A 20,306-nucleotide genomic window follows, 5' to 3' on the forward strand; every position below is an offset into this window, starting at 1 on the left:
ATGGCACTGCCGGACGACTTTAACGGCTTGTTGGAGCAGGCCGCGGCAGCCTTTGCTGCTTATGAAGCTGCGGCGGGCTACTCACCCGTCATTGTAGGCGGCGGGGCCATTGCCATCCAAACGCTTGGCGCCTTCATGTCGGGAGATCTTGATCTCTATGCGCCAAACGACGACCTGCTGGAAAAATGCCTTGTTGATGCTGGCTTCAAGCGAGAAGATCGCCAAGGGCGACTGCGCGGAGGGTATTACCACCCCGACTACCCTGCCTATGGGATCGAGGCGATCTCGGGACAGCTCTTTGATGGCCGGTCCGACCATAACCGGCTCCTTCGGATCATCCTTGAGGGCGACAGGGCGATCACCACGCCGTCATTTGAGGACATGATTGCAGATCGTCTGGGGCAGCACGCGGTGGACAGATCGCCGGCCAGCCCGCTTCTGCAGCAGGCGCGATTGCTGTTTAGAGTAGCTGTTGCGCTCGATCTGGAATATCTGAAACGGCGCGTCGCCGAAGAGGGCGGCAGCTTCGAACTGCTGAACTGAACCTCGAATTGGAAGGGAGGCTCGCGATGACCACGATCAGCATGGCCAAGCTTCGTGACCATGTAGAGGCCAGGAAGCGCGAAATCGGATGGGTCGACGACGACGCGGCGACCGATGCGCTCCGCAACAAGGGTGGCAACCGCACGCCCGAAAAGCGTGCCGCACTGGCTCGTATCGATGCACGCGCCATTGCCGCCGGCAAGAAGCCCACGCGCTCCTACTATTAGCGCATCAACCCACCCCTTATCCAGCTGAGGCAGTTTCGCAGGGTGCGGTGTCTGCGCCAGCTTAGCTGCCAATCGGGCTTTCACCGTACTTTCTCAGGACGTCATCAAACGCTTCCGCCATCAGTGCCTGCAGACTGACCCCATTCCTTCGGGCGCAGGTATGCAATGCCAGAGACATATCTGGCGAGAAGTAACCGGAAATTGCCTTCCGTCCGATACGGCTAGGTGCTGGGGCAGAGACAGTCGCAAGCTCTTCGGCCATCAAGCGGGCAGCTGACGTTTCCTTCGGCTTGTCAGCCAGCTTCGCAAACCGGCTCATCGACTGCCTCCCCGCACCTGTTTGTTCGTTGCCATGTTCACATGTTCACATGCCCACATGTGAACACGCTCGATCTCTCGCGCTGCCTTCCCATCGGGCTCGATCTCGAAGGCAGTCCGACCTGCGGCGCTTGCGTGTCTGAATGCAGCGCGATCGGCGATGCGATAGGGACAAATGGGCACCCCGAAGCTGGCGACCAGTTCGGCTGCCTCGGCATGGATCCGTTCTGCTTGGGCCGGACCGGCAGTGAAGACGACCCACGCAGGCTTCGCCAGCAATTGCACCAACCTCGCCGTCGTCCGGATGGCTGCCAGATCGAAGGCGCTCGGGCGGCAGGGTATGAGGACCAGATCAGCCGCTTCCATCGCCTTGCTGGCCGTCGAGTCTGCATGTGGCGGCGTATCGATCACGATGAAGGTCGCGCCGGCGGCCTTCGCTTGCTCGACCTTCGCAGCGATCCGCGGCGGCGCGCTGTCGATCACCTCTGGCGGGGCTTCCTCACGCCAGGCCGCCCACTGGCTGGCTGTCGCCTGAGGGTCAGCATCAATGATAAGCGCCACCTCGCCCGTGCGCTCTGCCGCCGCAGCGAGGTTGATGGCGAGGGTCGTTTTCCCGGCCCCGCCTTTCTGGCTGACAATCGCGATTGTGGTCATGTGAATTCCTTCAAGTGTGCACATGTTCACATGTGGGCATGTGCACATGTGCGGTGGTGGACACGGGCTCAGAGCCCGAAATCGAGGTCCAATCTCTTTTCCGGCACAGGGAGCTGGATCGGCGGCTTCGACTGGGATGCCTCGATCGCCGAGGTCTTGCCGCCGAGGTTCCGCGTCACGTCCCGCTCGAGCGCCTTCACGTTATCGACAACGAGGGTAACGCTGTCCGCGATGCGGGTGACTGCGACGAGAAAGGACTGCGCCGAGTTCAACATCTTCTCCCGTTCGCTCATCAGGATGATGCCTTTGTCAGCCGTCATGCCCTGCGCGATGTGGACGTTGATCGCGTAAGCGAGATCGAGCCGCTGGAGCATGGGATCGTCGCGGCTGAGTTCGTGCCGTTCACCGCCGCGCGTGAGCACTGCCATAGAATGGCGACCGATGGTCTCGATCCGGGCAATATCGCCGTTGAGGAGCCCGCGTTGCCGATCGTTGTCGGTCCAGCGGATGCGGTCGCCCTCGAACACGCCGATGGTCTTCTGCTGGTAGATCGAGACAGCGTCGTGAGAGAGGTTGCGGGGCAGCTTATCCGGCGTGAATTGCCGGACCGAACCGTCGGCCATCTCGAGCCGGACCTTGCCGTCTTCGGCATGCTTCACCACGCCTAGATCGCCGCGACTGAAGCCCTGGCTCGGCAGGTCTGTGCGGAACTCCACCATCCGCCCTTCCTGATAGCCTCTCATCTGCCGCGCCCCTTCCCGCGTAACGGTCACCCGGTCGAGCACGTTCAGCCGCCGCTCTTCGCTGCCCAGCTCTCCGCGCGTGATCCGCTCGCGCTGGACGGCCGCATTTGCGGCGGTGCGCATGGCGCGGCCCGATGCGAGCAGGAGAGTGCGGTCGCGAACGCCCTCCGGGAGCCCGACCCACAGCTTTGCAGCGGTTTCCGGTCCTTTGGCGAAGGGCACTTCGACCGTGGCGGGCTTCAGGACATCAAACGCCCTGCCGAGGTTCCGGCTTTCCAACGCCTCATTCAACGCCTTCATCTGCGGCGATTGCGCCCGCAAGTTCTCTGTGATGGTCGCTGTCGCGAGGCCTTCCTTCTGCAGCAGTTCGAACGGTTTGCCTGCCTCGATCGCCGGAAGCTGACGCGTGTCGCCGGCAAGGATCAATCGCGCGATATCCATGCCGTTCGCCAGTTCGATCAGCCTCGCGAGCCGGTCGTTGCCGATCTGCGCGGCTTCATCGACCATGATGACCGAACCAGACAGAGCGGCCCGGGCCTCCGCCAACCGTTCCGGACTGGCGGTGCCAGCCAGCACCCGCCCGTACCGGCCAAGGAAGCTGTCTACGGTCGATGCGGGCACATCGAGCTTGGCCCCAAAATCCCGTGCTGTCCGTCCCGCATGGGCCAGTGCAAACACGTTGCGGCCATCGGCCTTGAGCAAGGCTGCCACTGGCATGAGCGCTGCCGATTTGCCGACACCGGCACCGCCCTGGATTAGCTGCACGCGGTCGCGCGATTGCAGTACGTCGATCCCGGCACGCTCTTGGCCGGGGTTGAGCCGTCTCAGTCCAAGGTCACGTGCCGCTTGCTGGAGATTGGCAGCAAGGTCAGTGCCTTCGGCGGGCGGATTCACGGCATCACGCCCTGCGTTGGCCAGCGCAATAACCCGTTGCTCCAGCTGCAAAGCCGATTGGGTCGTTATCAATCGGTCGCCACCGATCAGGAGCCCCTTTGCTTCGAGCTGCGCGATTCTCGCCTCGACATCCGCGACGGTCACAGGGCCGCAGCGTTCCAGTGCGGCTCGAATGAGGTCGTTGCGCTCAAAGGCAGCCTCGCGCTCGCCAAGGTCACGCGCCGCCGAAGCGACCGCCTGCGCAGCGGCGTATGCTCGTGGTTCAAGTCGACCGAGGCGCTCCGGGACCAGCGGATCGCCATCCCTCGGCGTCAGGCCCATCGCGCTCGCGACGGCCAACCCACGCGCACCGATGCCGCGCGCGCTTCCGACAACTCGCGACCAGACCGTCTCACGTTGGGCGGCACGCCCTGCCGCAGTCTCAATCAGGTCCCGGCTATCAAAGCCAACCCGCTCTGCAGTTGTTTGCCACTCAGCGCCGCGCTGTTCGGGGCTGAACTCGGGATTCTTGGCCTGCCGAGTTGAAAGTGCCGCCAGTTCGCGCTCACGAGGACTGCTGCGCTCCTCCCGCGCCAGAGCTTCGAGGATCTCCTCGCGGCGGGTCGAGAAGGCTTCGATCGCTTCCCGCGAGACACCCTTGATCTCGAAGGCGCCATCAATGGGATTGCGCGCGGGCGTCGTCTCGTAACCGAGCTCCTCGATCCGTGCGCGCAGCTCGGCGTTGTGGATCGCGCCGAGGAGGTGCTGGCCGCGATAGAGCTGATCGTTGCGCACCGCATGCCACTTGCCATCGGACGCCTTGGTCGCGTTGGCGATCACCGCGTGGATGTGCAGCTGCGGCTCGTTGTTGCGGTTCACATCGTGGAGGAAGGTCGCAGCGAGCATGTTGCCGGTCTTCTCGGCCACCTGCATCTTCGTTGCAGGATCCCAGACGCGCGCCTCGATGAGGTTCTTCTCGGCCCATATCAGGGTGGCCGTGACGGAATCGCGGAAGGCGCCGACGATCCGGTCATCCTTCCCGATCAGCGCAAGAAGGGACACCGACTTCGGGGCGGAAAAGGTCATGTCGAGGCCCGGGCGGTGTTCACCATTGACGGCGGTGATCTCGCTTCCATCGGGAAGCTTGCCAGACAGAACATCGACGAAGGCCTGCTCACCGACTGCACCTTGCAGGCCCAATGCCTCGGCGCCTCTGCCGAACCACTCGCTCGCTTCGGTCAGTTCGGAGGTCGTGTAGTAGTTGTCCTGGCTGTAGTACGCGCCTGCGCCGCTGGCGGAACCGACTGGCGTGAGATTGATCATTTGCCGGCCCTCACCGCGCGGACCGATCCCCGCCGATACTCTGCCGGAACCTCGCAATCCCGAACGCCGTAGCGCTCGTTGACCAGATTGCAGATCAGCTCTGTCGTAGGCAGCAGCTTGCGAGCGACTGGGACACCGAGCCATTCCAAGTTGGCTGCGACAAAAACGAAGATCAGCGCGCCGATCATGGCGATCATCGAGGTCAGCGCGGTCAGGTACCCGATCGAGAAGTGACCGGGGAACACCACCTTGTAGAGGTTTCGCGGCGACGAAGCCTCCGCCCGTACCGCTTCAAGCCGCTCGTCGAGCTTCGCATGCTGTGCGGTCTGCTGTGCCGCCATTCGTTCCGCCGCTTCGCCAAATGCGGCTTGCAACTGTGTCAGCCGGACGACGAAGGGCTCATAGGACTTGCGGTTGATGTCGTTGATGCGGCCGACCAGATGCTCCTCGGCCACCCGGATTGCTTCAGCGCTGGCGACCCAGGATTCCAGCATCCGCTTCTCGTGGCGCTGGGTGGATCGCTGCACCCGGTCGAGCTCGATCACTGCCTCGCGCATCTGCACGGTCAGCGCATTGACGCTGCCCTCCAGTCTCGGCCCCTCGCTTTGAAAGGCGAGCGTTCCGGCATCGTGCGCTTCGACCGCTTCGTTTGCGATGGCCCGCAATAGCTCTGTCCGGGACAGCCCCCTCGCGCCGCAGACGCGGTCGATCCCGGCGAGAATGCGGTCATCGTAGGTGACGTTGACCTGCCCCATGGTCACACCCTCCCGATCGCTGAGCGATGGAGACCGAGTAGAGGACAAGTCCTTGATCTATTGAGACTATAGAATGGGTCTCTAGCCGTATTCGCAGCGACAAGAGCTTTCGCGCGCAGTTTATGGTAGGTCCTAGCGTCTAGAAGCCCGCATTTCCGCGGGTTCGGCGGACCCTCTCGCCTGCTACCCCGTAGCGTGGTGTGTGCACCTTCAAGCAAAAAAAGCGCAAGGGATCCGGCAAGGTCATCCCGGCTCTTCAACACAGACTGGGGCATTTGACCGGCGGGACCAGAACGGCCCGATGGCCACTCGAAATCGGCGGTGCAAAGAGCGGGGAAGGTCATGCCGGGTCTCCCATGGCGGCGCTGATGTGCGAGAGGATCTGGGCGGAGAGAGCAGCCATGCCCTCGTTCCCGCCGGGCAATGTCGGCGGCTGCTCAGCGCAAGGACTGGCCCCCTCACCCCGCTGGATCGCCCGCAGCAACCCATCGAGATTGAAGCCGCCCCTGGCGGCTCGTCTGACCATGCCGTTGAAGCACTTGCCCGGATGCCGTGCCTGATAGCGGTGCCCAGCATGCAACCGGGCGTTGCGCTCGATGACCAGCACGCACATCGCTGCGCGTTCCCTGCCCAGCAAGGCACAGGCATCGCCCCAGGTGCGCTGACTTATGCCAAGCCAGCTGGCGTTTTGCCGGGCTGCTTCAACAAGTCCCAGCCACCCTGGATGGCCTTTGGCACCGGCAAGCTCACGGAACTCTTCCGACGCCAGCTGCAGCGCGAGACGAGGTGTGATCGAAGGCGCCGCCGAGCGGCCGCTACAGGATTCTGATAAATGATGAGTCTGTATCTGGGGTCGGTCGTTTTCTTCCGATCCATCGGAAGCATTCGTCGCACGGGATGCGCCGCCTATCTCGGCCAACACTGCTTCCAGAGCAGCACGGATAACTTCCAGCCTCTCGATGCTGTGGATCGGTGCCATTCTGCCATCCGGCAGGATTTCGTCCGCACGGGCCAGCAAGACCGGCTCGGCAGCATCCCGGATCAACCGGCGGACACGGCGGATGTCGGCTTTGCACTCGGCGACCGCCTGCTGCTGCAGGTCTCGTGCCGCTCGCAAGGCCTTGAGCTCACAGTACCGCTCAATCAGCGGTGCCAGATTGATGCCCGCCGCCCAACGGATGACACCGCCGCTCCTGACGCCCGAGCGGGCCCCATTGCCACCTGTGGTCCTGACGAGCAGCCCCTTGACCTCCAGTTCTCGCTCGGCATCGTTGATTGCCCGGCTGCAAAGATCGAGGTCCTCGGCTGTCCGGCAGACCCGGTCCCAAACCGCGCAGATGCGCCCAGCCTGATAGTCCTCATCGCGCGAGCGCCAGACGTAGTGCCGAAGCACGCGTACGGCTGTGCTGGAGAGCCCCAGCCCGCGCTTTCCGAGGTCCTCGATCAGCGCAAGCAGGTCGACCCGCCGCACGCCACGCGGAAGACCGCCATGGACGAGTGCGGCGCTCATTGGACACCGTCCGCAAGCTCAACGCTTGCGCGGGATTCCGCGATGTCGTAAACAGAGACGGTAGCTGCGAGGCTATTGTGACGACCGCTGGCGAGGGTGGCAGCCCTGCCGGCGGTTTTTCGTTCCCGGTCCGGTGGCCTGGGAGCCAACTCCGTCGCAGCTCCAATTCCGCCAGAACCACGCGTTTCCGAGGGCCTCAAAGTGCCCGCTCGTACAAATCGCGTACAGGCAGCCTTGTACAGAAGGCTGTTTCTGCAACGAAAACACCTAACTAATTGATTTGGCTGACTCCCTTCACACGGGTGGGGTCGCAGGTTCAATCCCTGCCGCGCCCACCACCGGCCAAGTCGGTGACCCATCCCATCATGTTCCCACCGGCATCTCGTTCGGCCCCGGCGGCTCGGTGGGAACTTCCACGGCGATCTGGCCGGCTTCCACGCGCACAGGGAAGGTCCTGAGGTCAGGATAGGCTGCACCGAGGCATTTGCCGGTCAGGACATCAAAGCGCGCGCCGTGGAGCGGGCACATCACCGCACCGCGCCGCACCCGGCCGGGTGAAAGCAATGCGGCCTGGTGGGTGCAGCGATCATTGACCGCACGGTAGCTGCCATCGTCGGCGCGAAGCACCAGCACGTGCCAGCCGCCGAGCCGGATGGCCAGCTTGCCCTCGGCCGGAAACTCGGCCTCGGGCAAAAGATCATGCCAAGTGGTGCTCATTCCTTGGCTGCCCACCATTCTTCCATCACCGGTGTGATCGCGCGCGCGACCAGTTCGATCACCGGGCTGCCGGAGCGCGACAGATAGGCGATGGCGCCGTGGCCTTGATCCGCCGGGGCGCCGCCCAGCACCAGTTCCCAGCCCTCCGCCAGCATCGCTTCCGCGCTATCCGCCACCGAGTCGACCCACACGCCAAGGTGCGAAGGCCCCAGCGCGCGCATCGCGTCATAGGCGCTGCCCGGCACGCTTTCGATCAGTTCCATCCTGAGCGGGCCCTGATGCGAGTAGACCACACGCAGCTTCGCATCGAGCTGTTCGCCCGCCGCGTTCCACACCGGCATCGGATCGAAGGTGCGCACCGGCGTCCAGGTGCAGCCCATCGTCGTGCCGAAATGCACCATCGCGGCTTCCAGATCATCGACGATCACGCCATGATGAAAGATACCTGCCAAAATCTCCATACACATCACTCCCGTCACGCTCGCCAATCCTTGACAAGCCCATGTTTTATATATTGAAAATTGACCTCTTTGATCCCTGAAAGCATTGCTTTACAAGCATACATGAATGTTTTTAAGCTGCAATCGGAACCCTGCTGTTCCGGGAGAGTAACGATGTCTGAAGCCCTCGCTGCCGAGCCCCATTCCGCCGATCTGGCACGCATGACGTGGGAACGCGAACGGAATGGCCCGCCAGCCAATTTCCCGGCGCTGCCTTCGATCCCCGGTGGCCGCTATGTCGACCCCGATTTCCTCGCGCTGGAGGAACAGGGCATGTGGCAGCGATCGTGGCTCTATGCGGGGCACGTCGACCAAATCCCTGAGCCCGGCTCATGGTTCCTCTGTCGCAACACCGGCTCCCCCGTCATCGTCACCCGAACGCTTTCAGGTGACATCCGGGCGTACTACAACACGTGCCAGCACCGCGGCGCACCTCTCGTAAAGGAGGAGAGCGGCACCTCGCGCGGGTTCGTCTGCGGCTATCACGGGTGGTCCTACACGCTCGAAGGCAAGCTCACTGCGGTACGCGACCGGCGCGATTTTGCCGAAGGCTTCGATTTTTCCTGCCATTCGCTGAGCCAGGTGCGCTGCGAACTGCTCGGAAGCCTGATCTTCCTCAACGCTGACCCGGATGCCGAGCCGCTGATGCAGCACATCGGCCCGATGGCGGCCGAGCTGGAACAGCTCCAGCTCGAAACGCTGCGGCTGGTCGACAGCCGGACCTACGAGACCGACTGCAACGTCAAGGTGCTGCTCGACGCGTTCCTCGAGGTCTACCACCTCAAGTCGATCCACGAGAACACGGTGGACCGCTTCCTTGATCACCGCGCGATGATCGTGACGCTCTGGCCCAATGGTCACAGCCGCATGGCGACGCCGAACCGCCGCGAAGGCTGGACCGATCCCGGCACCGTCGGGATGCCGGAAATCCCGACGATCTCGGAGTTCGTCGCGAAGAACAACGTCAGCTATTCGATCTATCCCAACTTCGTGATGCCGCCCGCCCCCACCGGCATTCCGCTGCTGCAGTTCTGGCCGATGGGGCCGAAGCGCACCCGCGTCGTGTCCACCTGGCTTGCGCCGGAGCACGATGCCGCCAATCCCCACCCGCTGTGGGAAACGCGCATCAAGAACTGGGAGCGCATCCTCTACGAGGACCTGCAGTTTGCGCCGCAGATTCAGGAATCGGTCGAAGGCCCCGGCTTCAAGGGCATGTCGCTCAACTATCAGGAGCGCCGCATCTACAACTGGCACGAGGAACTCGACCGGCGCATCGGTGTGGAGAACGTGCCGGAACATCTGCGCGTAAAGCCGGTGCTCGCGCCCTTCATCGTTCGCGAATGACGGATACGGTTTCGCCGCTGGGCACGCCCTGGCGGACTTTCGAGGATCTGGTGGTGGGCGAGACACGCGTCTCGCCCCCGCGCATGGTGACCGAAGCGGAAATCCTCGCGTTTGCCCGCGCGCACGATCCGCAGTGGTTCCACACCGATCCCGAAGCCGCGAAAGCCTCGGTGTTCGGCGAGGTGGTCGCGAGCGGCATCCACGTGCTGGCCATCTGGCGACAGATGGACCACGCGATCAACGGCGACATCGATTTCGTCTGCGGCGTGGGCTGGGACCGCCTGCGTCTGAAGCGCGCGGTTCGCGCAGGCGATATCCTGCGCGTCTCCAGCGAAATCCTGAGCCTTGAGCCATCACGCAGCGGGAAGCCGCGCGGCACCGCCGTCACGCGCTATGTCGTGGCGCTGGAAGACGGCACCGAATGCGTGACGTTCGAGAGCACCAACCTCGTCTACACGCGCGGCGCGCGCGACAGATCGGCCACGAGCGCTTCGGCCGAAGCATAAGCCTCGTCCATCGCCGCCTCGACCGCTTCGGGCGGGCCATAGGTGGGGCGCAGATGCACCACGTGCACGTCGGTGATCCCGATAAAGCCCAGCCACGCTTGCATGAAGCGAACCTGATGATCGAGCTCCGCACCGGGCTGGCCCGGCCGGATGTCGAGCGCGCCCGAGGCAACGAGGATCGCCCGCTTGCCCGCACCCAACCCTTCGACGCCGCTTTCCGAAACACGGAAGGCCATGCCCGGCTGCGTGATCGTGTCGATATACTGCTTGAGCTGCCAGGGAATGCCGAAGTTCCACATCGGCACGCTGAACACGATGCAATCGAACGAGAGGAAATGCGCGACCGCCTCATTGATACTGGCCCATGCGGTGCGCACCTCGTCCGCCACCTCGCGGCCCTCGATCAGCGCATAGCGCCCCTCGATCACCGGCCCGGTGAGTGCCGGCAGATCCACGCTGCAGGCATTCAGCGTCTCGACCACCGCGCCGGGGCTTGCCGCCACCAGCCCTTCGATCAGCCGCTCGGCCACTTTCACCGACCGCGACCGCTCGCCGCGCGGGGATCCGATTACATGCAGGATGCGCATATCAGATATCCCCCGCCTGCTTGCCGCCCGATCCGTAGATGTAATCGTCGAGCACCTTGTGGAAGTGGCGGATGCGCAGTTCCTGCTCGCCGATCCAAAGGCCCGGGAAGCTCCCGCTCTGCATGCCGGCCTGCACCGTCGGCAGGTTGTAGGCATCCTGATCGAGCACCTGCCCGATGCTGCGATCGCCATGCTTGAAGCGGCGGTGCTTCGCGCGCTCGGGCCAGGGCTCGCCTTCGGGCACCAGCTCGAACACCCAGACGTCGTAGAGCATCTTGTTGGGATCGCTGGCGTGTGGGCGCTGGCGGAACATCATGATGTCATCGGCATGGACGTTGAGCGCCACATTCGGGAAGATCATGTAGTGGTAATCATCCGTCAGCTGATCGTCGTTCAGCGCCGAATAGTCCTTCCCCTGCGCCTTGCCGTGGCTGCGCTTGAACAGCTGCACATCGCGGCGGATGTCGCTCACCCGGCCTTCGTAGTCTGCCGGGTCCATCCCGGCATGACGCATGATCTCCTCGATCGCTGGCGGGATCGTGCTCGGCATCGCCACGCGCGGGGAAATCGCAGCGAAGGGGATCAGATAGCGGTTGTGCCGCTCGTAGCAGTCGATCTGCACGTTCACGTCATCGAGATACCACAGCAGCTGCGGGTGGATGCCCTGCACGTGGTAGGTTTCGTTGAAGGCATCAACCGAGGCCTTCCAGTTGCAGTCCCACTCCACGGTCACGTCGCGCTTCCACGCCATGCGCTCGGGGTGATAGGGCTCCAGATGTTCCTTGAGCGGCGCGATGAACGCGTCGAACGGCTCCACATCGGGGTTCAGCGAGAACCACACGAAACTGTTCCATTCCGTCACCGGCAGGCTCGGCAAGGTCATCCCCGGAGGGCCACCCTGCGGAAAGGTGCAGAGGTCCGGCAGCCGTTCGATCTTACCGTCGAGCCCGTAGGTCCAGTGGTGGTACATGCAGCGGAACGCCTGCGCGTTGCCGATCCCCTCCGGCCGCAGACGGTTGCCGCGGTGGAGACACACGTTGGGGAAGCAGCGCAGCGAGCCGTCATGCTGGCGCACGATCAGCACGCTTTCCTTGCCGATCTCGGTGCAGATGTAGTCGCCCGGGTTCGGGATGTCGTCGGCCCGCCCGCCGAGCAGCCAGACCTTGGTCCACACCCGCTCCCATTCGAGCTTCATGAACGCTTCGGAGTAGTACCGCTCCGCAGGGATCACCGCGTGCCCCAGCTCCGGATCGGGGGCCTTGTCGACCGGCGTGCGGCTGGTGTTGGTCTCCGGCGTCACGCGGATCACGTCGACGACGCGCTTCACGTCCATCTTCGACGTGTCCCAGGTCACCGGCTTGTGGGGCACCGCGCTGCTCATCTCAGAAATGCGTCCGGTTGGTGAAAGCGCCATCGACCACGAGATGCGAGCCGCTGCACCAGCTGGCCGCCTCGCTGGCGAGGAATACGATGGCGCGGGCCACTTCCTCGGGCCGCCCCAGCCGCCCCATCGGCTGCTGGCGCAACTGCGACTGGTAGAACTTCTCCATCGTGCCCTTGATCATGTCCCAGTTGCCGCCTTCGAACTCGATGGGGCCGGGCGAGACGACATTCACGCGGATGCCATCCTTGCCGTGCGCGAGCGCAAGCTGCTTGCCATAGGTGATCAGCGAGGCCTTCATCGCGTTGTAGGCCTGCGGGCCGCCCATTGCTTCGAGCGCGCTCGTGGTCGCGACAAGCACGATGGAACCGCTCTTGCGCTCCGCCATCACCGGGATCACCGCCTCGACCGCGCGGACAGGGCCCATCACGTCGGTCTCGAACGCGTTGGTCCAGTACTTCTCGCTGCCCATGCCGCCACCGGCCGAGCTCAGCGGGATCAGCACGTCGACGCCTTCGAGCGCCTCGATCGCCCATTCGAGCCACGCCTTGTAATCGTCCGCGCGCTTCACGTTGACGGGTTTGCCGACGACCTTGGTGCCATAGCGCGAGAGCGCGGCGACCGCGTCCTTCACGCTGTCCTCGCCGCGCGCGCTGATCGCCACGTCCGCGCCTTCGCGGGCCAGAATCTCGGCCACCGCATAACCGATGCCGCGCGCGCCGCCGACGACGATCGCCTTCTTGCCCTGAAGTCCCAGATCCATGCCTTGTCCTTTCCTGCGGCGGAGCTACCTTCACGCCCATGGCGGATGGCTTTGAATGCCCGCTCCTCTTGTCGCCGCGCACTCTATGGAGACGGGGCTCACCCGCCAAGAAAAAAACATGCTTGAATGCTTTTTTATGGTCCTTCATAGCGAAGTGAAGCGCTGCCATATGGCCAGAGGAAACGGGAGAATCATGGGGCACTCGAGGCGCAGCACAGCCGCCGGAGACACAACGGGATCCGGGGCATGAGCGGGCGCGGAAAAGGCCCCCTTGCAGGCGTACGGGTGCTCGATCTGACCGCCGTGCTGATGGGTCCCTATGCCACGCAGATCTTCGCCGATCTCGGCGCGGACGTGATCAAGATCGAAGGCCCTGCAGGCGATACCACGCGCTTCATCCCGCCAGGCCCGGACCCTGCGCGCGGCGCGATGTTCCTCAACGTCAATCGCGGCAAGCGCAGCCTCGCGCTCGATCTGAAGCAGCCCGCCGCCCGCGATGCCGTGCTGCGCCTTGCCAAGGACGCAGATGTCTTCATCCATTCGATGCGCGCGCAGGCCATCGCCCGGCTCGGGCTCGATTATGCCGCGCTGAAGGCCGCCAACCCCAAGATCATTTACGCCAATCTCTACGGCTATGGCCGCAGCGGCCCCTACCGCGACTATCCGGCCTACGACGATATCGTGCAGGCCGCCTCGGGCATCGTCGATCTTCAGGCCAGACTTTCGGGCGGCGAGCCAACATACAGCGCCAACGTCATCGCCGACAAGGTGGCAGGCCTCACCGGTGCCTACGCCGTGATCGCCGCGCTCTATGCGCGCGAGAAGTCCGGAGAGGGGCAGGAAATCGAAATCCCGATGTTCGAGACGCTGGTCTCCTTCGCCGCGACGGAACACATCTGCGGCTCGCTGTTCGATCCACCGCTGGGGCCGCCGGTCTACCCCCGCGCCACCTCACCCTCGCGCCGCCCCTACAAGACGGCGGACGGCCATGTCGGCGTGATGATCTACAACGACAAGCAGTGGCAGGCCTTCTTCCGCGAACTCGGCAATCCCGCGTGGTCGGCCGACCCGATGTTCGCCTCGATGCGCAGCCGCAGCGAGAACATCTCGGCGGTGCTGGGCGAGGTCGAGAAAGTCATGGTCACGCGCACCACCGAGGCGTGGATGGACTTGTTCCGCCGCGCCGAAATCCCCGCAACCCCCATCGCCTCGCTGCAGGACCTGCTCCACGATCCGCACCTTGAGGAGACGGGCTTCTGGCACAGCGCCGAAACGGAGCTTGGCACCTTGCGCTACCCCGGCATCCCCACGAACTTCTCCGGCACCCCCGGTGCCATCGGCGATCCCGGCCCTTCGCTGGGCGCTGACAGCAACGCCGTGCTGGCCGAAGCCGGTTTCGGCGAAGACGAGATCGCGGCGATGGTCGCTTCAGGAGCAGTCTTGTCATGAGTGGACCCGGAGCCGAATGGGATGCCGCCCTCGCCGAAGGGCGCTTCCTGATCCAACAGCGCGTCGGCGGCGGAAACGCCGTGTTCCCCCCGCGTGCCTTCGCGCCCGGCACCGGTGACGTGCTCGAATGGGTCGAGGCCTCGGGCTTCGGCACCGTCTATTCCGCCACCTGGATCCAGCGCAAACCGCCCGAGCCGCCCTACAATGTCGTGCTCGTCGATCTGGCGGAAGGCGCGCGGATGATGGGCCGCGTCGAAGGTGTGACGCCGGAAACGCTGCAGATCGGCATGGCCGTGAAGGCGCGCATCATCGCCGGGGAAACCCCGGTTGTTGTTTTCGATCCGGTGGAGCAGGCCCATGGGTGACGTTTTCCCACGCGGCCGCGTTTCCGTAGCCGGTGCGTCCACATTCGGTGTCGGCGAAATGCCAGGCCACTCGACAATCGAAATGGCGGGCAAGGCCGTCCAGCTTGCACTTGCTGATGCGGCGATCGGCCTCGCCGAAGTCGATGGCCTGTTCATCGCGCTGCCCGACGACCTCTTCGCCGGCCTCAGCCTCGCGCAGTACCTCGGCCTCCACCCCCGCTTTACCGACAACAACCGCGCCGGTGGGGCCTCGTTCATGAGCCACCTTGTCACGGCGTGCATGATGCTCGACGCGGGGTATCTCGATTGCGCGGTGATCGCCTATGGCGCGAACCAGCGCTCCAGCGGCGGCAAGCTCTCCACCCCGGCGCGGCCCGACCGGTGGGATGCGCCCTACAATCCGATGTACCCGCTCTCGTTCTATGCGCTCGCCGCTGCGCGCCACATGCACCAGTACGGCACCACGCGCGAGGAACTGGCGAGCGTTGCCGTCGCCGCGCGGCTCTGGGCCAACACCAATCCCGAGGCCTTCGCCAAGGGGCCGCTCACCATCGAGGACGTCATCGCCTCGCGCCTCATCAGCAGCCCGATCCGCGCGCGCGATTGCTGCCTCGTGACCGACGGCGCCGCCGCGCTCGTACTCACCCGCACCGACCGGGCGAAGGACGGACCCCAGCCGCTCGTCCCCGTGCTCGGCGCAGCCGCCGCGACCTGGTACAATTCCGTCACGCAGGCGGACGACATCACGGTGACCGCCGCCGCCGAATCCGGCCCGCGCGCGATGGCGATGGCGGGGCTCGCGCCCAGCCAGATCGACACCGTCCAGCTCTACGACGCCTTCACCATCAACACGATCCTGTTCCTCGAAGACCTGGGCTTCTGCGCCAAGGGCGAGGGCGGGAAGTTTGTGGCAAGCGGCGCGATTTCTCCGGGCGGTTCGCTCCCCGTCAACACCAACGGCGGCGGCCTCTCGTGTTGCCACCCGGGCATGTACGGCATGTTCGCGATGGTGGAAGCGGTGCGCCAGATGCGCGGGACCGCGGCGAACCAGATCGCCGGTGCCAAGACGGCCCTTGCGCACGGCAATGGCGGCACGCTTTCGGCGCAGGCGACGGTGATCTTCGGGAATGCCGAGACGGTTTGAGCAGCAACCGCCCCGGCGTTCACCCCAGCCCCAGTTCCGCGATCAACTCCGCGCGCAGCTTGAACTTCTGGATCTTCGAGGTCGACATCGGCCACTCGCTGACAACCCGCACATGGCGCGGGATCTTGAAGCCCGCCAGCTTGCCCTTGCAATGCGCGATAAGCTCAGCCTCGCCCGCAGAAGACCCTTCCGCCAGCTCGACAAATGCCGCCGCCACCTCGACATAGCGCGCATCCGGAATGCCGACGACTTGCGCCAGCTTCACCGCCGGATGGGTCTGCAGCATGGCTTCGATTTCCGCCGCCGCAACGTTCTCGCCGCCCACCTTGAGCATGTCCTTGGTGCGGCCGTGGAACATCACGTTGCCGCCCGCATCGACCGAGCCGATATCGCCGGTGTAGAACCAGCCATCGCGGATCGCCTCAGCGGTCTTCTCGGGCGCGTTGTAGTAGCCCTTCAGCATATGCGGGCCGCGCAGCACGATCTCGCCGCGCTCGTCCGGTCCGCAGTCACGCCCGGTTTCGGGATCGACGATGCGCATGTCCCAATCCTCGAGCGGGAAGCCGCAGCGGCCGGTGCGCACCTCGAAGCTGTCGTCCAGACGACTGGTCGAGACCGTCCCCGCCGCTTCGGTCAGGCCATAAGTCCCGACCTGAATGGTGTGCGGCATCGCGGCCACCACCGCGTCCTTGATCCACGCCGGCTGCACCGCGAAATTCGAATTCATTACGCGCAGCTTCGAAAGATCGGTCGTCTTGAAGGTGGGGTGGTTGATCAGGTCCTGCATGATCGTGACGAAGCTGGGATAGGCGATCGTCGCGCCCTCGGCGCCCAGCATGGCCAGCGCCTGCCCTGCCTCGAAGTGCGGCACGGTCATGTAGACCCCGCCCAGATCGAGGATCATCGTCATCGGCAGGATGCCAGCGATGTGGAAGATCGGCAGCGGCGACCACACCTTGTCCTCAGCCGTGCAGAGGTAGCGCTTGCCGAGATTGCGGCTGTTGCCCACCTGCGCGCGGTGCGAGACCAGCGCACCCTTGGGGTTCGCGGTGGTGCCGCTGGTATAGAGGATCATGGCGATGTCCTCCGGATCGACATCATCGATCCGCCGGTCGATCAGCTCGCTTTCGGTCCCCTCACCCAGCGCCAGCGCTTCCGCCACCGGCAGCATCCCGTCGGCACCCTCGGCGTCCAGCGAGATGATCGTGTGGAGCATCGGCGCTTCATCAAGGCGCAGACCGTGCGCCGGATCCGCCCCGGCCAGCGAAGGCAACGCCGCGCGCACGCGGTCGCGGTAGTCGAGCCCTTCGGCCACCTTCCCCGCCGTCACCAGCACGACGAGATCGGCATCGCGCGTCAGATAGGCCAGTTCGTGCGACTGGTACCGCGCGTTGATCGGCACCGCCACGGCGCCGGCCATCGCGATTCCGTAGAACGCCTCGATGAACTCCGGGCAAGTCGGCATGAACAGGCCGACATGCTGGCCCGGCTGCACACCCAGCGCGATCAGTGCCGCCGCCCAGCCCCGCGCGGCGGTATCGAGATCGGCATAGGTGATCCGCCGGTCCGGAAAGACCACGGCTTCGCGGGCTGCGAAGCCTCGCGCCGAGGCGCGGATCATACCGCCCATGGTGAGCGCAGGTGCAGCGGCTGGTGACGGCTGGTCGGTCATGCATCCCCCGGCCCCTTGGGCCTCTTCTTGGTCTTGGCCGGAGATACACAGCACACGGAAAAAGACAATCATATCTGTCTTTTTCCATACGATGCGCTACCCCTTACAAAGGCATGGCAGACAACTGCCGTGGGCTTGATTCGAAGCGCTTTCCGCGGCCACCAAACGCGCCGCCTGCAGGCCGGTCGAGGGACTTGTCCCCGGACCGGTAGCAGCGGCGGTTTCACGCGCGGCGAAAACGCATTATGGGTTGGAAAAAATGGCGTGCCCGCCGTGGTGCGCCAATGGTTCGGGCAAGACTGGCATGGCACTTTCACGTACGCGGGCGGCGCGGCCCGCCCCTCGGCCTACCCGCCCGGTGGCTGATCGCACGCGCACGTTGCAGGCCGCCAAGGCGGCCCAGACCCGCGCCCGCCTGATCGATGCAACGGTGCGCTGCCTGGTCAAGCACGGCTATGCCAACACCACCACGCCCAAGGTCGCCGAAGAAGCCGGCCTTTCGCGCGGGGCCATGGTCCACCACTTCGAAAACGGTTCGGCGCTGATCAAGGCCGCGATCACCGAACTCCACGAAAAGCGCCTGCGCGCCTTCCGCCGCGCAGCCGACCGGCCCGAGCACGAAGTCACCGATCTCGTCGAGACCTATTGGCGCCAGCTTCAGAAGCCCGCGTTCATCGCCTTTCACGAACTCGCCGTCGCGGCACGCACCGATGCCGATCTCGCGTCGATCCTTTCGCCGCTGCAAGACGAGTTCCGGGCCAAGTTCAACGCGCAAGCCGAAGCCCTGTTCCCCGAATGGCTGGGCTCCCCCAACTTTGCCCTCGCCATGACCCTCTCGCAGACGATCCTCGAAGGCATGGCCATCTCGCTGCAAACGGGGGGCATGGATCAGGCCCAGGTCGATCCCATGCTGCGCCATCTCGAAGCCCAGATACGCACACTGGCGCCCGCTCCGAAGTCCTGAACCTTCGCGCGTTTGCAAGGCGGCGCGGAACGTCGCCAAGCCCCGGTACACCTTGCGCAAATGGCGGTTCGGGCGCACAAATCAAAATCAAACCTGTTTGTTTTTTCTGCGCGGGTGTTCTAGCAAGACAGGAACAAAACAATGGGGAATGAACCGTTGAACGCGCCTGACTTGCACGCCCCGCGCATCTTCCGCCCCGAACCCGGCGATCCCGGCCGGCCCAAGCGGGGGCTCGATGACGAAGCGCTGCGCACGCAGGCGACGATCTTCCGCGATGACCTGCTTGCCGGGCACACGATCCTCATTTCCGGCGCAGGCAGCGGCATGGGCAAGGCGGCCGCTTACCTGGCCGCCAGGCTGGGTGCCAATGTCGCCATCTGCGGCCGCACGCGCGAGAAACTGGATGGTACTGCCGCGCTGATCCGCGAAGAAACCGGCCGTGAAATCCTCTGCGTCGAGGCCAATATCCGCGATCCCGAAGCCGTCGAGACACTGATCGGCGCGGTTCACGATCACTTTGGCGGCCTCGACACCCTCGTCAACAACGCGGGCGGCCAGTTCCCGCAGGATGCGATCGATTTCAGCCGCAAGGGCTGGCTCGCGGTGATCGACACCAATCTCAACGGCACCTGGTGGATGATGCAGGAAGCGGCCAAGCGCTGGCGCGCGGACGGCAAGCCGGGCCACGTCATCAACATCGTCGCCAATGTCGAGCGCGGGATGCCGCAGGCGGCGCACACCTGTGCGGCGCGAGCGGGCGTGATCTACCTGTCGAAGACGGTCGCCACGGAGTGGGCCCCGCACAATATCCGCGTCAACTGCATCGGCCCCGGCGTGATCGAGACCGAGGGCTTCCGCATGTATCCGGAAGAGGCGCTTGCCCGCTTCCACAATGCCAACCCGATGAAGACGCGCGGCAACGCGTGGGACGTTGCCGAGGCCATCGCCTATCTCGCCAGCCCGGCGGGCCGCTTCATCAACGGCGATCTGATGATCATCGATGGCGGGCAGGCGCAGTGGGGCGTCGTGTGGCCAGCTGGCATGCCTGAGTATTTTTCGGACAACGGCGCGGCCTGAAGCGCGCCGGCAGGAACAGGAGAGCGAATATGGGCCGGCTTGAAGGCAAGGTGGCGCTGGTTACCGGCGGCGGATCGGGACTGGGTGCGGCAGACTGCGAGGCGCTCGCCGCCGAAGGTGCAAAGGTCGTCGTCACCGATGTGAACCTCGCCGCTGCCCAGGCCGTGGCAGACCGCATCGGAGCCAACGCCATTGCGCTGGCGCTCGACGTGGCCAGCGAGGAACAGTGGATCGCGACTTATGCCGCGATCGAGGCGAAGTTCGGCGGCCTGCATGTGCTGGTCAACAACGCCGGCGTCGTGCTCAACGCCGATGTCGAGGATACCGGTCTCGACAAGTTCCGCTGGGTCAATTCGATCATGATCGACGGCGTGTTCCTCGGCATGAAGCACGCCATCCCGCTGATGAACAAGAGCGGCGGCGGCTCGATCATCAACATGTCCTCGGTCGGCGCGCTGCTCGGCTACCCGATCTATTTCGCCTATTCCGCCGCCAAGGGCGCGGTGCGCTCGATGACCAAGTCGGTCGCCGTGATGGCGCAGGTCAAAGGCTACAAGATCCGTTGCAACTCGGTCCACCCCGGCGCGATCGAAACGCCGATGGTCCAGCAGGCTGAAGGTCGGCCGGGTCAGGTCAACCAGATCCCCGATGGCGTGCTTCCGCACGGTTCGGCGGGCCACCCCAAGGACGTGGCGGCGCTGGTCGTGTTCCTCGCCAGCGATGAGAGCCGCTATATCACCGGTGCCGAACTGGTGATCGACAACGGGCTGACGATCCGGCCGTTCTGAGGGCTGCGCATTGCGCTCTTGATTCCTGCCTCCGCGGGAATGACGAAGTTTAGCGACTTCATCATTCCCGTACCCCCTCGTCATCCCCGCGCAGGCGGGGATA

21 protein-coding genes are annotated in these 20,306 nt (G+C 64.6%); 10 read left to right on the forward strand and 11 right to left on the reverse strand.

Features of this window, described 5'->3' with window-relative positions; translation table 11 throughout:
* Positions 1-543: a hypothetical protein gene (locus AQZ52_RS00640; RefSeq protein ID WP_067906034.1), complete on the forward strand. Its 543-nt coding sequence runs from the start codon at positions 1-3 to the stop codon at positions 541-543.
* A 26-nt stretch (positions 544-569) separates the two neighbouring features.
* Positions 570-770 (forward strand): hypothetical protein, encoded by a 201-nt coding sequence (locus AQZ52_RS00645; protein WP_067906035.1) that lies wholly within the window; start codon positions 570-572, stop codon positions 768-770.
* A 61-nt stretch (positions 771-831) separates the two neighbouring features.
* On the opposite strand, the gene AQZ52_RS17985 is transcribed toward AQZ52_RS00645, so the two are convergent.
* From AQZ52_RS17985 to AQZ52_RS00675, 7 genes are all read right to left on the reverse strand, one after another.
* Positions 832-1,089, reverse strand: coding sequence for a ribbon-helix-helix domain-containing protein (locus AQZ52_RS17985; RefSeq protein ID WP_082697480.1), 258 nt, complete (start codon positions 1,087-1,089; stop codon positions 832-834).
* Positions 1,086-1,742 carry a ParA family partition ATPase gene (parA, locus tag AQZ52_RS00650; RefSeq protein WP_067906036.1) on the reverse strand — a complete coding sequence of 219 codons (657 nt, stop codon included), beginning with the start codon at positions 1,740-1,742 and terminating at the stop codon, positions 1,086-1,088. Before parA ends, AQZ52_RS17985 begins: the two co-directional genes overlap by 4 nt.
* Positions 1,743-1,810: 68 nt before the next feature.
* Positions 1,811-4,681 (reverse strand): MobF family relaxase, encoded by a 2,871-nt coding sequence (gene mobF / locus AQZ52_RS00655; RefSeq protein WP_067906037.1) that lies wholly within the window; start codon positions 4,679-4,681, stop codon positions 1,811-1,813.
* Positions 4,678-5,436 carry a hypothetical protein gene (locus tag AQZ52_RS18700; RefSeq protein WP_067906038.1) on the reverse strand — a complete coding sequence of 253 codons (759 nt, stop codon included), beginning with the start codon at positions 5,434-5,436 and terminating at the stop codon, positions 4,678-4,680. Before AQZ52_RS18700 ends, mobF begins: the two co-directional genes overlap by 4 nt.
* Positions 5,437-5,776: 340 nt before the next feature.
* Complete coding sequence (gene repC / locus AQZ52_RS00665) at positions 5,777-6,946, reverse strand: replication initiation protein RepC (RefSeq protein ID WP_067906039.1); 1,170 nt, start codon at positions 6,944-6,946, stop codon at positions 5,777-5,779.
* 363 nt (positions 6,947-7,309) lie between these two features.
* Positions 7,310-7,663 carry a Rieske (2Fe-2S) protein gene (locus AQZ52_RS00670; RefSeq protein ID WP_067906040.1) on the reverse strand — a complete coding sequence of 118 codons (354 nt, stop codon included), beginning with the start codon at positions 7,661-7,663 and terminating at the stop codon, positions 7,310-7,312.
* Positions 7,660-8,124, reverse strand: coding sequence for a VOC family protein (locus AQZ52_RS00675; RefSeq protein WP_067906041.1), 465 nt, complete (start codon positions 8,122-8,124; stop codon positions 7,660-7,662). Before AQZ52_RS00675 ends, AQZ52_RS00670 begins: the two co-directional genes overlap by 4 nt.
* A gap of 153 nt (positions 8,125-8,277) precedes the next feature.
* Here AQZ52_RS00675 and AQZ52_RS00680 point away from each other — a divergent pair, with 153 nt between their 5' ends.
* Both AQZ52_RS00680 and AQZ52_RS00685 read left to right on the forward strand, forming a co-directional pair.
* Positions 8,278-9,507: an aromatic ring-hydroxylating oxygenase subunit alpha gene (locus AQZ52_RS00680; protein WP_067906042.1), complete on the forward strand. Its 1,230-nt coding sequence runs from the start codon at positions 8,278-8,280 to the stop codon at positions 9,505-9,507.
* Complete coding sequence (locus tag AQZ52_RS00685) at positions 9,504-10,013, forward strand: MaoC/PaaZ C-terminal domain-containing protein (protein ID WP_067906043.1); 510 nt, start codon at positions 9,504-9,506, stop codon at positions 10,011-10,013. Before AQZ52_RS00680 ends, AQZ52_RS00685 begins: the two co-directional genes overlap by 4 nt.
* On the opposite strand, the gene AQZ52_RS00690 is transcribed toward AQZ52_RS00685, so the two are convergent.
* From AQZ52_RS00690 to AQZ52_RS00700, 3 genes are read right to left on the reverse strand one after another with little or no spacing between them, the layout of a single operon-like run.
* On the reverse strand, positions 9,959-10,600 hold the full coding sequence (locus AQZ52_RS00690) for an FMN-dependent NADH-azoreductase (RefSeq protein ID WP_067906044.1): 642 nt from the start codon (positions 10,598-10,600) through the stop codon (positions 9,959-9,961). The two genes, AQZ52_RS00685 and AQZ52_RS00690, sit on opposite strands and share 55 nt — an antisense overlap.
* Before the next feature lies 1 nt (position 10,601).
* Positions 10,602-11,981 (reverse strand): aromatic ring-hydroxylating oxygenase subunit alpha, encoded by a 1,380-nt coding sequence (locus AQZ52_RS00695; RefSeq protein ID WP_240481394.1) that lies wholly within the window; start codon positions 11,979-11,981, stop codon positions 10,602-10,604.
* Between the two features lies 1 nt (position 11,982).
* Positions 11,983-12,744 carry an SDR family NAD(P)-dependent oxidoreductase gene (locus AQZ52_RS00700; protein WP_067906045.1) on the reverse strand — a complete coding sequence of 254 codons (762 nt, stop codon included), beginning with the start codon at positions 12,742-12,744 and terminating at the stop codon, positions 11,983-11,985.
* 246 nt (positions 12,745-12,990) lie between these two features.
* On the opposite strand from AQZ52_RS00700, the gene AQZ52_RS00705 reads away from it, so the two are divergent.
* From AQZ52_RS00705 to AQZ52_RS00715, 3 genes are read left to right on the forward strand one after another with little or no spacing between them, the layout of a single operon-like run.
* Positions 12,991-14,193 carry a CaiB/BaiF CoA transferase family protein gene (locus AQZ52_RS00705; RefSeq protein WP_067906046.1) on the forward strand — a complete coding sequence of 401 codons (1,203 nt, stop codon included), beginning with the start codon at positions 12,991-12,993 and terminating at the stop codon, positions 14,191-14,193.
* Positions 14,190-14,558 carry a Zn-ribbon domain-containing OB-fold protein gene (locus tag AQZ52_RS00710; RefSeq protein WP_067906047.1) on the forward strand — a complete coding sequence of 123 codons (369 nt, stop codon included), beginning with the start codon at positions 14,190-14,192 and terminating at the stop codon, positions 14,556-14,558. The genes AQZ52_RS00705 and AQZ52_RS00710 overlap by 4 nt, the downstream gene beginning before the upstream one ends.
* The gene (locus AQZ52_RS00715; protein WP_067906048.1) at positions 14,551-15,702 is read left to right on the forward strand and encodes an acetyl-CoA acetyltransferase; all 1,152 of its coding nucleotides are present in this window, start codon (positions 14,551-14,553) and stop codon (positions 15,700-15,702) included. Before AQZ52_RS00710 ends, AQZ52_RS00715 begins: the two co-directional genes overlap by 8 nt.
* 19 nt (positions 15,703-15,721) lie before the next feature.
* On the opposite strand, the gene AQZ52_RS00720 is transcribed toward AQZ52_RS00715, so the two are convergent.
* Positions 15,722-17,374 (reverse strand): class I adenylate-forming enzyme family protein, encoded by a 1,653-nt coding sequence (locus AQZ52_RS00720; protein WP_067906049.1) that lies wholly within the window; start codon positions 17,372-17,374, stop codon positions 15,722-15,724.
* A 304-nt stretch (positions 17,375-17,678) separates the two neighbouring features.
* Here AQZ52_RS00720 and AQZ52_RS00725 point away from each other — a divergent pair, with 304 nt between their 5' ends.
* From AQZ52_RS00725 to AQZ52_RS00735, 3 genes are all read left to right on the forward strand, one after another.
* Entirely contained in the window at positions 17,679-18,338 is a 660-nt protein-coding gene (locus tag AQZ52_RS00725) for a TetR/AcrR family transcriptional regulator (RefSeq protein WP_067906050.1), read from the forward strand.
* Positions 18,339-18,494: 156 nt separating this feature from the next.
* On the forward strand, positions 18,495-19,415 hold the full coding sequence (locus AQZ52_RS00730; protein ID WP_240481395.1) for an SDR family oxidoreductase: 921 nt from the start codon (positions 18,495-18,497) through the stop codon (positions 19,413-19,415).
* Between the two features lie 29 nt (positions 19,416-19,444).
* Entirely contained in the window at positions 19,445-20,203 is a 759-nt protein-coding gene (locus tag AQZ52_RS00735) for an SDR family oxidoreductase (RefSeq protein ID WP_067906052.1), read from the forward strand.
* Positions 20,204-20,306 lie beyond the last annotated feature (103 nt).

Source organism: Novosphingobium fuchskuhlense (genome assembly GCF_001519075.1).
Taxonomy (GTDB): domain Bacteria; phylum Pseudomonadota; class Alphaproteobacteria; order Sphingomonadales; family Sphingomonadaceae; genus Novosphingobium; species Novosphingobium fuchskuhlense.